At 51.3% G+C, this 13815-nt stretch carries 14 protein-coding genes; all 14 read right to left on the bottom strand.

All coding sequences use genetic code 11. The annotated features are described in order from the left end of the window. Positions 1-24: 24 nt before the first annotated feature. The 14 genes from ACI1P2_RS05300 to ACI1P2_RS05235 all read right to left on the bottom strand — a co-directional run bounded on the left by ACI1P2_RS05300 (position 25) and on the right by ACI1P2_RS05235 (position 13715). Positions 25-1212, bottom strand: coding sequence for a M20 peptidase aminoacylase family protein (locus ACI1P2_RS05300; RefSeq protein ID WP_355317555.1), 1188 nt, complete (start codon positions 1210-1212; stop codon positions 25-27). A 19-nt stretch (positions 1213-1231) separates the two neighbouring features. After that, positions 1232-2242, bottom strand: a complete 1011-nt coding sequence (locus ACI1P2_RS05295; protein ID WP_355317553.1) for an LLM class flavin-dependent oxidoreductase — start codon at positions 2240-2242, stop codon at positions 1232-1234. Between the two features lie 12 nt (positions 2243-2254). Continuing rightward, on the bottom strand, positions 2255-3007 hold the full coding sequence (locus ACI1P2_RS05290; protein ID WP_355317551.1) for an amino acid ABC transporter ATP-binding protein: 753 nt from the start codon (positions 3005-3007) through the stop codon (positions 2255-2257). After that, positions 3004-3714 (bottom strand): amino acid ABC transporter permease, encoded by a 711-nt coding sequence (locus ACI1P2_RS05285; RefSeq protein ID WP_355317549.1) that lies wholly within the window; start codon positions 3712-3714, stop codon positions 3004-3006. Before ACI1P2_RS05285 ends, ACI1P2_RS05290 begins: the two co-directional genes overlap by 4 nt. Next, positions 3711-4499: an amino acid ABC transporter permease gene (locus tag ACI1P2_RS05280; RefSeq protein ID WP_355317546.1), complete on the bottom strand. Its 789-nt coding sequence runs from the start codon at positions 4497-4499 to the stop codon at positions 3711-3713. The genes ACI1P2_RS05285 and ACI1P2_RS05280 overlap by 4 nt, the downstream gene beginning before the upstream one ends. Before the next feature lie 39 nt (positions 4500-4538). After that, positions 4539-5387 (bottom strand): transporter substrate-binding domain-containing protein, encoded by an 849-nt coding sequence (locus tag ACI1P2_RS05275; RefSeq protein WP_355317544.1) that lies wholly within the window; start codon positions 5385-5387, stop codon positions 4539-4541. Between the two features lie 51 nt (positions 5388-5438). After that, entirely contained in the window at positions 5439-5978 is a 540-nt protein-coding gene (locus ACI1P2_RS05270) for a GNAT family N-acetyltransferase (RefSeq protein ID WP_355317542.1), read from the bottom strand. Between the two features lie 130 nt (positions 5979-6108). Next, positions 6109-7062, bottom strand: coding sequence for an ATP-grasp domain-containing protein (locus ACI1P2_RS05265; RefSeq protein ID WP_355317540.1), 954 nt, complete (start codon positions 7060-7062; stop codon positions 6109-6111). 12 nt (positions 7063-7074) lie between these two features. Continuing rightward, a complete protein-coding gene (locus ACI1P2_RS05260) occupies positions 7075-8220 on the bottom strand; it encodes a M20 family metallopeptidase (RefSeq protein ID WP_355317538.1) in 1146 nt (381 codons plus the stop codon). Positions 8221-8236: 16 nt separating this feature from the next. Further along, on the bottom strand, positions 8237-9250 hold the full coding sequence (locus tag ACI1P2_RS05255; RefSeq protein ID WP_355317536.1) for an ABC transporter ATP-binding protein: 1014 nt from the start codon (positions 9248-9250) through the stop codon (positions 8237-8239). Next, positions 9228-10256, bottom strand: coding sequence for an ABC transporter ATP-binding protein (locus ACI1P2_RS05250; protein ID WP_355317534.1), 1029 nt, complete (start codon positions 10254-10256; stop codon positions 9228-9230). Before ACI1P2_RS05250 ends, ACI1P2_RS05255 begins: the two co-directional genes overlap by 23 nt. Next, positions 10228-11178 carry an ABC transporter permease gene (locus tag ACI1P2_RS05245; RefSeq protein ID WP_408976137.1) on the bottom strand — a complete coding sequence of 317 codons (951 nt, stop codon included), beginning with the start codon at positions 11176-11178 and terminating at the stop codon, positions 10228-10230. Before ACI1P2_RS05245 ends, ACI1P2_RS05250 begins: the two co-directional genes overlap by 29 nt. A gap of 14 nt (positions 11179-11192) precedes the next feature. Further along, positions 11193-12143, bottom strand: a complete 951-nt coding sequence (locus ACI1P2_RS05240; protein WP_355317532.1) for an ABC transporter permease — start codon at positions 12141-12143, stop codon at positions 11193-11195. Between the two features lie 18 nt (positions 12144-12161). Beyond that, complete coding sequence (locus ACI1P2_RS05235; RefSeq protein WP_408976136.1) at positions 12162-13715, bottom strand: ABC transporter substrate-binding protein; 1554 nt, start codon at positions 13713-13715, stop codon at positions 12162-12164. Between the last annotated feature and the right edge of the window lie 100 nt (positions 13716-13815).

Below are 13815 nucleotides of genomic sequence, written 5' to 3'. Positions count from 1 at the left end.
TCCCTGCCGCTTCCATGCCATGTGCTATAATGCCTGTTTCCCGCCAAAGCCTTCTGCATAATAACCTAGAGCGCGTACCGCTATGCCAGCCAAATAATCCGCTGCGACCGGCAGCGCGCGTTCATCCAGATCAAATGCCGGATGATGCCACTCCTGACTGCCTGATGTGCCCATAAATACGAACAAGCCCGGCACAAGCTTCTGGTAAACGGCAAAATCTTCTCCGGCCGGCGATGGTGCGGGAACAACCGGCAGAAGTCCCAAATGCTCCGCCTCCTGCCAGGCCAGCTCCACCAAAGTTTCATCATTGATAGCCGGAGGCGGTCCCTCAATCCAGCGCACGGCTGCGCTTGTTCCAAAAGCGGCTGCGACGCCTTCGACAACTTGATCGAATCGGGCCAGCACTCGGCTGCGCACTTGCTCATCGAAGGTACGGACTGTTCCCTCCAGCACAGCCTTGTTGGCGATCACGTTCCAGGTCGAGCCGCTGTGCAGCTTCGTTACACTGATCACCGCGCTATCCAGAGCGCTGACATTACGGCTGACAATGGATTGCAGCGCCGTAATGATATGTGAGGCAATTACAATGGGATCGATACCCGCTTCCGGCACTGCGGCGTGTGAGCCCTTTCCCTGCACTTCCACTTTAAATCCGTCCGCAGCAGCCATGATCGGCCCTTGTTTAATGCCGATCGTGCCTACCGGCAGGTCAGGCTTGTTGTGCAGGCCGAAGATAGCCCGCACGTTTTCGAGAGCGCTGCTTTCAATCACCTGGCGGGCGCCGGACGCTTTTTCTTCCGCAGGCTGAAAGATCAATCGAACGGTACCGTTGAGCTCTTCCTCGCGTTCTTTCAGCAAATAGGCGGCCCCAATAAGCGAAGCAGTATGGAAATCATGGCCGCAGGCATGCATTTTGCCTGGAACGGCAGAGGCGAAAGACAGTCCTGTCTCCTCTTGAATGGGAAGTGCGTCAATATCCGCCCGCAGCGCGATAACAGGCCCTCCGTGTCTTCCACCCACCTCTGCAATAACACCTGTCCGCAGCGGGTACTCCGCAATGCGGATTCCTGCCGCTTCAAGCCATCTTCTGATTCTCGATGTCGTCTCGAACTCTTCATTCGACAGCTCCGGATTGCGGTGCAGCTCCCTCCGGATTTCCGTCAAACGGCCTGCCAGAGCGGCAGCGCTCCATACCTCCGTCTCCTTGCTCATACATTTCCCCCCTTCGGTATTAAGCTCGGACCTCAGCAAAAGCTTCGCTAAGCAGCTCATACGAGCGCAGCCGTTTTTCGAACGGTGTCACGTTAGTGGTCACAATAAACTCCTCAATACCCGTCGCTTCCTGCAGGGCAAGCAATTTATCGCGCACATTCTCCTTGGAGCCTGCCGTGATGAGCGGATCTTTCTCCTCAATTGTGTAGGACTCCCCGGACTGGCGTCCAAACTCTTCGGCTTGCTCCAGCGTGCTGACCGTAACCGTGCGTCCGCTGGCCAGATGAACCTTTACCAGCCTTTGCGGCGGAATCAGGCTCTGTGCCTCCTCATCGGTGTCCGCCACAATGGCGGAAAGCGCCAATATAACTTGTGGCTGCGTTCCCGTCCCATGATTGAAGCTTGCCCGATATTGCCGCACTGCTTCTACCGCAGCCTCTTCATCGCCGCCAATGAACAATGAGAATACGTATGGCAGTCCCAGGCTTGCAGCCAGCTCGCTGCTGCCGCTGCTTGCTCCAAGCAGATGAAGCTCGGGGGCAAGCGGCGGAATCGGTGTTGCTTTCAGTCCGGCGAGCGCACCGTCTTCGTCCGGCTCAACGGTCAAATACCTGTGCAGCTCAACAATTTTGTCTGTCAAGGATAACGGATTTACGATATTTTTTTGCAGTGCCTGCGTACTGCGCGGCAGTCCGCCCGGCGCGCGGCCGATGCCCAGATCGACGCGGCCCGGGGCAAGCGAAGCAAGCACATGGAAATTTTCCGCTACCTTATACGGACTGTAATGCTGCAGCATGACACCTCCCGAGCCGATACGGATACGCGACGTCTTCGCCAGCAAATAAGAAATAAGCACCTCAGGCGACGATCCTGCCACCTGCCCGGAGTCGTGATGCTCCGCTACCCAGAAGCGCTTGAAACCAAGCTCCTCTGCTTTTCGCGCCAAAGCAACCGTATGCGCAAGAGCTTCTGCCCCTGTCTCGCCCTCATAAACCGGGCTCTGATCCAAAATGCTTATTGTAATCGACATTTTTTCTGCCTCCTAGATGGAATAGCTTGGCTCCGGACTTAACCGTTTCAAAAACTGTTTTGTCCGTTCTTCCTTCGGTCTGCGGAACAGCTCGACGGGACTGCCCTCTTCCACAATCACTCCGCCATCCATAAAGACCACATGATTGGCAACCTCCTGGGCGAAGCCCATTTCGTGTGTCACAATGATCATCGTAATGCCTTCCCTGGCGATTTGACGGATCACTGCAAGCACCTCGCCTACAAGCTCCGGATCAAGCGCGGAGGTAGGTTCGTCGAGCAGGATCACTTCAGGCTCCATGGCCAAAGCCCTTGCGATGCCGACCCGCTGCTGCTGCCCTCCCGAAAGCTGGCTCGGATAAGCGTCAAGCTTCGCGCCGAGCCCAACCTTCTCCAGCAGCTGGATGCCGCGCTTCCGAGCCTCAGCCTTGTTCAGCTTTTTCACCACAATGAGCCCCTCGATGACGTTCGCAAGCGCTGTTTTGTGAGCAAACAAATTGTACTGCTGAAATACCATCGCCGAGCGCTGGCGCAGCTCATGAATCTCCTTCTTCCCGGCATGCTTGCAGTCCAGGACAAAATCACCAATGTGTATAGTCCCGTCGCTTGGCCGCTCCAAATAATTGATACAGCGGAGCAGCGTCGTTTTCCCGGAGCCGCTTGGTCCAAGAATAGCCACAACCTCGCCCTTCCCGACCGTCAGCTCGATTCCTTTGAGAACCTCGCTGCGGCCGAACGATTTTCGAATGCCGCTAAGACGGATCATGCTACGCCTCCTTTTCTGTAAATATTGATCCTGCGTTCAATCACCCCGGTAATGCGTTCAATCAGAATCGTCAATCCCCAGAAAATGACGGCGGCGGCGAGGTATGCCTCGAAATATTTCCAGTTGCTCGATGCTACGATCTGGGCCTTCGCGTTCAAGTCGACCACCGACACCGTAAAGGCAAGCGTTGAACCGTGCAGCATACCGATGATCGAGTTGGATAAATTCGGCAGGCTGGCCGCAAACGCCTGCGGAAAAACGATGCGCCGCAACGCCTGGGCAGTGGTCATGCCGACTGACCAGGCCGCTTCCAACTGCCCGCGGTCGACAGCCTGCAGCCCGAAACGGACAACCTCGGACATATAAGCGCCGGACGTGATCGAGAACGAAATGAACGCAAAAGCGATCATCGGAATTTTGGCCGAGTTCCAGCCCAGCTCCAGCAAAGCCGACAGTCCATCAACGATCACCGGCAAGCCGAAATAGATTAACAGGAGATGAGTCAGCATTGGAGTGCCGCGGATAAAGGTCACATAAGCTGTCGACAGCTGGGACAGGACCGGAATACGACGCAGGCGGAACAGTGCCGTGAGCGTACCGATCACGAAACCGCAAGAGACAGAGACGACGGTGATGTACAGCGTAGTCGGGATGGCGGATAACAGCTGGACGAACGCTGTCCAGATAAATCCCGGATCAAGATTCATAACCGGACACCTCCTTCTTGCCCGGGACGGGGCTTGGCGGACAGGCGTCCGAGCGACAAGCGTCTGTGGCCAGCAGACCGGCTACCGCTTCCTTCATCCGGGCGCATATGCCGTTGCAGCTTTCGTTCTGCCAGAAGCAGAATTCGTTCCAGGACCATGCTGATCACCAGGTAAATTAGAGCAAGGGAAAGGTAGGTCTCGATAAAATGCTGGGTCAGCTGCCCAAGCGTTTCCGCCTTTCCCGTCAGTTCCATGACACCCAGTGTAAAGGCAAGGGAAGTATCCTTCAGCATGGCAAGCACCAGATTGGAAAATACGGGTACGGCGACGGCCAGGGCCTGCGGGAGAACAATGCGGGTAAATGCTTGATACCCCGTCATCCCGACCGCATAAGCCGCCTCCACCTGTCCGCGGTTAACAGCAAGAACCGCCGCCCGGATATTTTCAGAAATGTAGGCTCCGGTATGAAGCCCAAACGTTAAAATCACAAAAAAGAGAACGGGCAGCTTCGTGATATCAACCGAGAAAAGCTTTAATACCTCAGGAAGCCCGTAGTAGAACAAAAAAAGCAGAATCAAAATCGGTGTTCCGCGGAAGAAGGAAACGTAGAGCACCGACAAATGCTGAAGAACAGGCACCTTGTACAGCCGGGGCAGGGCCACCAGCAGCCCTACAATCAAGCCTAGTAGAATCCCCCCCGCTACGATCAGCAAAGTGATATCCAAAGTGTCCAGCAGCTTGGGGATAAACTTGAACACATAGGTGATATCGAAGCCGTATTCCATCTTACGATCTCACCTTTCTCTTAAAAGTTCTTGAAATGATCACGACGCATTGGCTGTAAAGTCCTCACCCAGCCACTCCTTGCTCAGCTTGCCCAGCGTACCGTCGGCTTTGATCTCCTTCAGGGCGGCGTCAATGTCATCCGACAGCTTCTGCGCGTCAGGATCATTCTTGCGGAATACGAACAGAATATCCGCCGCGGACAAGCTGTCGCCTACGGTTTTCAGCTTGGCTTGGGGGTCGATCAGAGAAAGCGTAAAATCCGCACCGATTGTGGCATCGACTCTTCCGCTGGTGATCTGGCTGACTGTATCGTTCGCCGCTCCGTTTTTGTAAACAATCTCGATTTTCTTGTCATGATCCTTATTGTAATTTTCAAGAATTTGCGCAGCGGCGCTTGTCGCGCTTGTCAGCACCTTTTTGCCGACCAAATCGTCCAGAGTCTGGATCGAATTATTGTCTTTGGCGACGATGATTTTGTTTTTCCAGAAGGCATACGGCTCCTTGTTGAACAGGTATTTCTGCTCACGCTCCGGATTTTTCTCCATCTCATGGGCCACGAAATCAATTTTCTTCGTTTCCAGGCTCAGCAGCAGATTGGAAAATTCCATCGTCTGAAACTCGAATTCATAATCAGGAAGGCGTTTATCAATTTCTCTTACGAGCTCAACGTCAAATCCGGTCAATTTACCGTTCTCGTCGATATAGCAAACCTTTTGGAACGCTGTTCCAGTACCGACGATTATTTTTTTCACATGTGAGTTTCCTGAACTGCCCGAGGAGGCATTTGCTGCATTTTGCCCGCTTCCATCGTTGCTTGCATTTGAACCGCAGCCTGCGGTCACGATGACCAAAACCAGTGCTGCAAATAGCAATCGCATTTTCTTCATCCTGTTGACCTCCGTCTTTTAGGCTGATCATGGTTTGCCCAAACCTGACTATTATCGCTGCTTTATGGCTTCCTGCTGCTTATGAATGCGCTCGAATAATTCAGGGTTCACAATTTTGCGCAGCAAATGGCCAACGCCATCACCGTTGCCGGGATCAAAGGAATAGATGCTTTTATATCCCCGACGTTCGTACATGGGCAGCAGCCACGGATGCTTTTCGGCGGTCCCTAGGGTTACAGCAGGCGCACCGAGCTTGTCGCGGATGATATGTTTTTCCACCCAGTCGAGAAGCCTGCCGCCATATCCTTTGCCCTGCTCGGCCGGGTCAACGGCAAACCATTTAATGAACGGCAAATCCGTAATATGCTTCACATCGTCTCCCTTTGAAAGGGTAATGGTTGCAACGATCGTACCGTCTGCCTCCAGCACATAGCATTCATTTTGCGAAATATTCTCCTGGATCTGCTCCAGATTGGCGTTTGCAGCCGGCCAATGCAGCTCCAGCTCGCGGATCGTGGCATAAGCCTCAAATATTAAAGCCTGCAGCCGCTCTGCATTATTCAATTCTGCTAAACGAAAGTGTTCGCTCATGAATGAACCCCCTTGTTTCTAAATTTATAATTCCTATGCGCATAGTAAGAATTGATGTGATAATAATGTACCACCCGCTTCATGAGCGCGCTAATAGACTTTCTCTATCGTTCGATTGAAAATGCGAAAATTAATCCTCCGCTAACTGTCTCTCTTTTTCCAGATACCCTTTCAATATTCTTGCAATTTCCCTCATTCCCGAGACATCGGCCAGACCTTCGGCTTCCGGATTGTAATTTGTATTTGTATTGACATCATACGTATAGGTCCTGCCTGCTGAATCGGCAATAAATTCAATCCCGGCAAAACTGATTCCGTTTTGCTGCAGGAATGCCTCATATTTGGCTATGAGCGGATTACTGAATCCTTCGATGACTTCAAATTTCGGACGTGACGAGGTTCCTTCCCCAACCGGGCAGAGCTGCTCCCCGATTTGGCAGGCATCCGCAGGACATAACTGAAATCCTTCCGAGGTATCCACTCTGACCGCATAGTAGAACTTGCCGTCGATAAATTCACAACGGGTAATCACCTGATCCTCGTTTTGGATGTACTGCTGGATCAAGGTTACTCCATCCACTGAATCCTCAAAGGCTGCGCTGTTTACGTAGGTCTCCAAATTTTCCATGCTGTCAAACAGGTAGACGCCAAGCCCCTTTCCTGCACGATTATGCTTCGTGATAAAGGTCCGGTACGGAAAATTTCTCGCGGCTTCCATCACTGCTTTTTTGCCAACTGCAGCAACGGTAGCAGGAGTCTCAATACCGAATTTTTGCAGCTCCAGATACTGCTTTACCTTGTTGACTTCAAGCTCCAGCGCGCGGCTGGTGTTAAGTACGGTTCTTCCATGATGCTCAAGCCATGCTAGCACATTCGCGGTGTATTCGGGGGCGTATCGATGATTCCGTGAGTGGGATGAAGCGCTCATGCGATTGTAGTACACGCCGCTTGGCGGGCGCTGGCTTAAATCCAGCCGCCCTTCGTCCAAATGCCAGAATTCATGCGGCACCTCCAATTCCTCTAGCGCTGCCCGCAGCGGGATAATCCAGCTTTCATTTTCGTGGATAATATACGCTTTCGTCATTTGTTATCTCCTTCACAGCTCACGGTTTGTCAGACGTTCAATCACATGGGCCAGCAGCTTTGTTCGCGGGACGAGTGATTCAATAACCAGATACTCATCCTTGCTGTGCGCCTTGCCGCCTTTCGGACCCAAGGCATCGATGGTTGCAATGCCCACAGAGGAGGTAATATTGCCGTCCGACCCAGAACCGACCTTTTTGTCATGCAATTTTTCTCCCAGCTTCAGCGCTTCCTCCTGAACAATGCTCAGCAATTCTTCAGTCAGCTCGTTCTTGATCATCGGCGGCCGGGTAATACCGCCTTGCAGCTCCAATGAGGTTCCTTCAATATCGACACGGGAGCAAATCTCCCGAATGCTGCGGTCAAGCTCTTCCGCCTGTGCTTTCGTTTCCATCCGCACATCGATATTGGCAAAAGCATGTGGTGCGATCGTATTGCTTGAGGTTCCTCCCCCGATGACACCAACATTGACATGAACACCTGCCTCAGCATCCGTCAATGCGTGCAGCTTGATGATTTTATGGGCGAGCTCGGCAATGGCACTGCGTCCTTTCTCAGGCTCGGCTCCGGAATGCGCAGCGACTCCGGTTACGGTCAAATAGTATTTTCCGCCCCCTCTTCTTCCGGTAACCAGGGTTCCGTCCTCATCACTCGGCTCGACAATCAGAGCATACTTGCTTAGTTCCGCATATTGCTCAATCAATGAACGGGAATGAACCGAGCCCACTTCCTCGTCAGAATTTAGGATTATCCGCACATTTTTAAAGCTGTCGCTTCCGCTCTCCTGCAGGTATTTGATAGCATACAAGGTTGTGATTTGGCTGGCTTTCATGTCAAACACACCCGGTCCGTAAGCAAACTTCTCATCTCTTGAAAAAGGCCGCTCCGCAACAGTTCCGGCAGGAAAGACCGTATCCATATGGGCAATAATGAGGATTTCCGGATGCTGTGCCTCCGGATGAGTGATCACAAGGTTGTTCCCTCTCTCCTCCAGTTCCTGCACAGCTACCTGAAAGCCGATCTCTTTATAAAGGCTGCCTAGCTTCGCTGCAACTAAATCCACCCCTGATTTTACAAAAGTTCCGCTTTCAATATTTACGATCTCCTCTATCAACTGCAGCATTTCCGCTTCTTTCTGCTTCCAATCTTTACTAGACATGAACTGTCATTCCTTTCTAATTTAAAATGGTCTCTGCTTTCAGCTCGTCATGATATAAATGGCATTGCACCCTGTGGCCCGGGGATAATTCCATGGCAGCAGGCTTAACCTGCTTGCAAACATCCATTACATACGGACAGCGGGTATGAAACACACAGCCTGACGGCGGGTTGGCAGGTGAAGGGATATCCCCCTGTAACAGAATCCGCTCTCTCTTTAATTTGGGATGAGGCGCCGGGATGGCGGACAGCAGAAATTGCGTATACGGGTGCAAAGGGCGGGCAAACAATTCATCCGTCGGGGCTTGCTCGACCAAATGCCCGAGGTACATCACTCCGATCCGGTCCGCAATATGCCTGACTACACTCAGATCATGGGAAATGAATAGATAGGACAACCGATATTCGGTCTGCAGCTCAATTAATAAATTCAGGATTTGCGACTGAATGGATACATCAAGTGCGGACACAGGTTCATCGCAGATCATCAGTTTGGGCTGCAGCGCCAGCGCTTTGGCAATACCAATCCTCTGTCTTTGCCCCCCGGAAAATTCATGTGGAAACCTGTCCGCATGCCTGGCGGTTAACCCTACGCGGCCTAATAACTCAAGTACGCGCTCATGCCGCTCATGCCTAGAGCCTTGACCATGAATGGCCAACGGCTCAGCAATGCTGTAGCCGACCCTTTTATTGGGGTCCAGGGATGAGAGAGGGTCCTGGAAGATCATTTGTACCTCTCTTCTTAACGCCTTGATCTCTTTTCCCCGAAGCGTAAAAATGTCCTGATTCTGAAAACAGGCTCTGCCGCTTGTAGGTTCCGTTAAACGAAGCAGCGTTCTGCCGGCTGTGCTTTTCCCGCTTCCCGATTCTCCGACCAAACCGTAGGTTTCACCTTCATATATTGAAAAAGAGACATCCTGCACCGCCTTCACCTGTTTTTTTCGCCAGAAGGACCCGGATTTGGCAGCAAAATATTTCGTTAATTGTTCAACCTGCAGCAGAGGCTGTTCACGAATCGGTTGTTCGCTCATGGTGTCCCGGATTCCCCCTTCTTTCTTCAGCAATAGCTGCGTAATGCCAGCACCTTATTTTTTGTCCGTGCGCGATTTCTTCCAAACGAGGTGGTTGTGAACGGCAAATGTCCGTGGCAAAAGAACATCTGGGCGCAAATCTGCAGCTGCCGCTCACTTCTTTCATTGCAGGCACAGAACCTCTGATTTCATATAACCTGCCCTTGCGCTCTCCGTTCAACCGGGGCACGGATTTCAACAGACCAACCGTGTAAGGGTGTAAAGGGTTATCAAACAGGGTTACAACGTCCGCTTCTTCAATAACCTCACCCAAATACATGACGATAACCCGTGAGCACATCTGGGCAACTACCGACAGGTCATGCGTAATGAGTATGATGCCCATGCCAAGCTTGGCTTTCAGCTCATTCATCAATTCCAGAATTTGCGCCTGGATCGTGACATCCAGCGCCGTGGTCGGCTCATCGGCAATCAGCAGCTTCGGTTCACAGGATAAAGCCATCGCAATCATTACCCGCTGCCTCATACCGCCTGATAACTCATGAGGATAAGCATGAAACCGGGCCTCGGGATCAGATATGCCGGTTAAGCGCAGCAGCTCTACAGCCTTTTGTCTTGCCTGGGTTTTGTTCAGCTTTTGATGCAGCATAAGTGCCTCCATCATTTGATCGCCAATGGTAAATACGGGATTCAGTGATGACATCGGATCCTGAAAAATCATCGCTATTTCATTCCCCCGCACTTCCCGCATCTTCTCCTCAGGCAGCTGCAATAAATCCGTACCGTTGTAGAGAATCTGCCCTCTGTAATCTGTCGATTCCTCATCAAGCAGACGCATGATCGATTCAGCGGTGACACTTTTTCCGCATCCGGACTCTCCAATGACACCTAATGTTTCCTTGGGATCAATATGAAAGGAAACACCATCAACCGCCTTCATGAAACCTGTTTCCGTAGGAAATATGGTTGTTAAATCTCTAACTTCCAATAGTGAGGTCCCGTTCATTGCGCTCACTCCTGCCTATACTCGTCTTCTTGTTCTTTTTAACAAGCCGTTTCTTCTTGGTTTTGGGGTCAAGGAAATCACGCAGTCCGTCTCCGAGCAGGTTCAGACCAAGGATCAGCAAAATGATGCACACACCGGGGAATACCGTCATCCACCAGGCGTTAAAAATAACGTTTTTCCCGTCAAGCAGCAAATTGCCAAGACTGGGCGCCGGAGCAGGGATACCCGCACCAAGGAAGCTTAAAGAGGCTTCGGTTAAGATGGATACCGCAAAAATAAATGACCCCTGAATAACCAACGGAGAGAGCACGTTTGGCACAATATGCAGACCGATAATGCGAAAGGGTCCCGCCCCTTGTGCCTTTAATCCTTCAATATAGGTTTTCTCTTTGACAACGAGCGCTGCTGATCGAACAAGCCGGGCAATCGACGGAATATACACAATGGACAGAGCGATAATGACATTTATGGTTCGCGGCCCCATAATAGCAACGATAGATATTGCCAGCAAAATGGACGGGAAAGCATATAAACCGTCGCAAATTCTCATCAAAATATGATCGCATACGGCATAATAAGCCGATAGCAGTCCAACCGCCAGACCGATAAGGCCAGAGATGATCGTTACCGCTCCTCCAACGAGCAAAGAGACCCTTAAACCAAAGATGACACGTGTATATACATCCCGTCCCAAATTATCAGTTCCGAAATAATGCTCGCCGCTTGGCGGCTTAAGCCGGTTCAGCGCCTCAATCGAATACGGATCAAAGGGAGTGATCCAGGGAGCAATGAGGGCTGTCAGGGTCAACAAGGTGATACAGACGGTCCCCGTGACCAGCAGGGGGTTCGACCAGTATCTCCGCAGCGCGATGCTGTACCTGCCGGAAGTTGGCGCCTTGCTGCTTCGCTCAATTTTGGGCACATAGATCCCCCTTTCTAACGCCGGTTTAGCTTGATCCGAGGATCAAGAAGCCCATAGAGTAAATCAATCAATAAATTTAGCAATACATAGGTGATCGTAATCAGCAAAATGCTGCCCTGAATGACCGCAAAATCCCTTCTTTCAATGGAATTGATGATGAGCTGGCCGATTCCCGGTATGTTAAAGACCGTTTCAATAACGGCCGCTCCCGTTATTAAGGTCCCAAAGGTTTCCCCAATAACCGTTAATATAGGAATAAAAGCATTCTTCAGGGCGTGCTTGTATACGATTTTTTTCTCTTGAAGCCCCTTGGCCCGGGCTGTTTTAATGTATTGTTCACTCAGCACTTCGATCAGTGATGACCGGGTCATGCGTGCGATCAGCGCAGCCTGCATCGCCCCAAGCGCGATCGCCGGCAGCAGCAGGTAACGAAGATGGTCCCACAAACCGTTGCTTAAAGGCCGGTAACCAGCGACCGGGAGCCATTTAAACTCGACTGCAAAGATCAGGATCAGAAATAAACCGAGCAGAAAGCTGGGGACGGATATGCCCAGCAAGGATACCCCCATCACCGCTTGGTCTGCCAACGTGCCTCTTTTTCTCGCAGCCACAATCCCCATATACAAGGCAAGCACAACCGCGATGATTTGGGCGAGAATCGCCAGGGACAACGTAGGCGGCACTCTGCTGAAAAAAGCTTCGGCTACGCTCATATCCATAAAGATGGAATCCCCCAAATCCCCCCTGAGCACATTGCCGAACCAGGCAAGAAACTGCTGATGCAACGGAAGGTTTAAGCCCAGCTGCTCACGCAGCACAGCTACACTTTCCGCACTTGCCTCATCCCCCAGGATGACGCTCGCAGGATCACCGGGGGTTAAATGGATCAGCAAAAAAACGACAACTGCAACAACCAGCAGCACAGGAAGCAGCGACAGAACCCGCTGAATCAGATATTTGGCCATCAGCCTGAACCCCCGGCACTATTCATCGAGCCACACATTCCACAGAATCGGTCCGACTAAATCAGCAAAGCCCTTTACATTGTCGCGGACAGCGATAAGATTCTGAATGTTGCCCAGCTTGATGATCGGGAGATACTCCCAATTTTTCCGGTTCAATTCATCGACCAGAGGTTTGGCTGCCTCAATGGAAGGGGCCGCTTGAATTTGAGCGAGCAATTCATCAATTTCCGGACTGTTGGTCCACCCCGGATAATCCGCACCAGACTCCAGGAAGGGATACTGATGGATCGTTGCACGTGTAGCAAAGCTTACGGCAAACAGATCGAAATTATTTTCATCTGTCCGGCGTTCTTGAACTGTCGGCCAGTCATACACGTCCAGCTTCGCATTTACACCGATGGATTTAAGCACCTCTTGGGCAACAACCGCCAGATTGTATTGCTCCGGATAGTCGCGTGTGGTCAGGATTACAACCTCTTCCCCGGCGTAGCTTGATTCCGCTACCAATTGTTTGGCTTTCTCGATATCATTTACATTGTATTGCTCCGCTCCCGCCTTGCTGTACCAATCGGTCTGGGAAGGAAGCGCCAGCGATGAATCCAGCTTATAGAAGCGACTGTCACTATATGCCGCAGTAAGAGCTTCATCATAATTCAGAGCCAGGTTAAAGGCTTGTCTCAGCTTTTGATCCGCGAAAGGGCCTGCTTTCTTATTAAAGACATAAGTCACAATGCCCCCTTCACTAAAATAATTGCTCACCCCATCGGTCGACTCGATTTGTTCGGCATTATCAAAGGGGATGCCAAACGCCACATCATACTCTCCTGTCATGATGCCGGCAACACGGGTTGACTCGTCTGTCACATAACGGAAGTAAATCTCATCCAGATAAGCGTTCTTCTTGCCGCTAAGTCCGCTTGACTCTGTCTCTTGCGGGGCATAATCCGCAAATTTGGCCAGATGAACATACTGATCGGTCTTCCATTCCTCCAGCTTGTAAGGACCTGTTCCGATAAACTCTTTTACGCCTTCGGGACCGGCGGCGTCGATGACCTCTTTGGGCATAATGCCTGGAAAGGGAGCCGTGTCAGCAAGTATGTAGGAACCTATAAGAGATGGTGCCTCCAGCGTAAGCTGTACGGTATAATCATCGATTTTCGAAAATGCGGCTCCTTTCAGGTTGGCTTGCCCCTGGGTCGAGGTGGCCAGCCATTTCTCCATGGAAGCTACTACGTCCTCAGCTTTCATCTCCTTGCCGTTATGAAACAGGACACCTTGACGAAGATGGAAGGTGTAGGTTTTCCCATCCTCACTAATCTCATAGGATTCGGCCAGTTGAGGAACAACCTCATAGTTTTTGTTCAGCGTCAGCAGCTGTTCATAGATGTTGCGGGAGACGTCCCTCGTCGCCTGATTGGTGGTCAGATGAGGATCAAGTGTGGCAGGATTGGCGGGGTAGGCTACCTCCAATATGCCGCCGGAAACGGGATTGCCCTCTTCATTGCCTTGTACGCTGGAGGCTTCCGGCTTGCCGCTGCATGCGGCAAGAACAAGGACTAAACTTAATGACATTACGATAGGCAGTCTTTTAAATGATAGATTCACAGGACTCCTCCACTTCTTCACGAATTATAGTATAGTTTTCCACTTGGAATAGTTTATAATATAGCAT

The sequence above is a fragment of the Paenibacillus jiangxiensis genome (assembly GCF_046098255.1).
In the GTDB taxonomy this organism is placed as follows: Bacteria; Bacillota; Bacilli; order Paenibacillales; family Paenibacillaceae; genus Paenibacillus; species Paenibacillus jiagnxiensis.
This window is presented reverse-complemented; position numbering and strand designations above follow the sequence as displayed.

Coding starts and splice junctions, on each gene's coding strand:
- ACI1P2_RS05300 (WP_355317555.1), bottom strand. CDS start 1,212: ATGAGCAAGGAGACGGAGGTATGGAGCGCTGCCGCTCTGGCAGGCCGT.
- ACI1P2_RS05295 (WP_355317553.1), bottom strand. CDS start 2,242: ATGTCGATTACAATAAGCATTTTGGATCAGAGCCCGGTTTATGAGGGC.
- ACI1P2_RS05290 (WP_355317551.1), bottom strand. CDS start 3,007: ATGATCCGTCTTAGCGGCATTCGAAAATCGTTCGGCCGCAGCGAGGTT.
- ACI1P2_RS05285 (WP_355317549.1), bottom strand. CDS start 3,714: ATGAATCTTGATCCGGGATTTATCTGGACAGCGTTCGTCCAGCTGTTA.
- ACI1P2_RS05280 (WP_355317546.1), bottom strand. CDS start 4,499: ATGGAATACGGCTTCGATATCACCTATGTGTTCAAGTTTATCCCCAAG.
- ACI1P2_RS05275 (WP_355317544.1), bottom strand. CDS start 5,387: ATGAAGAAAATGCGATTGCTATTTGCAGCACTGGTTTTGGTCATCGTG.
- ACI1P2_RS05270 (WP_355317542.1), bottom strand. CDS start 5,978: ATGAGCGAACACTTTCGTTTAGCAGAATTGAATAATGCAGAGCGGCTG.
- ACI1P2_RS05265 (WP_355317540.1), bottom strand. CDS start 7,062: ATGACGAAAGCGTATATTATCCACGAAAATGAAAGCTGGATTATCCCG.
- ACI1P2_RS05260 (WP_355317538.1), bottom strand. CDS start 8,220: ATGTCTAGTAAAGATTGGAAGCAGAAAGAAGCGGAAATGCTGCAGTTG.
- ACI1P2_RS05255 (WP_355317536.1), bottom strand. CDS start 9,250: ATGAGCGAACAACCGATTCGTGAACAGCCTCTGCTGCAGGTTGAACAA.
- ACI1P2_RS05250 (WP_355317534.1), bottom strand. CDS start 10,256: ATGAACGGGACCTCACTATTGGAAGTTAGAGATTTAACAACCATATTT.
- ACI1P2_RS05240 (WP_355317532.1), bottom strand. CDS start 12,143: ATGGCCAAATATCTGATTCAGCGGGTTCTGTCGCTGCTTCCTGTGCTG.
- ACI1P2_RS05235 (WP_408976136.1), bottom strand. CDS start 13,715: ATGTCATTAAGTTTAGTCCTTGTTCTTGCCGCATGCAGCGGCAAGCCG.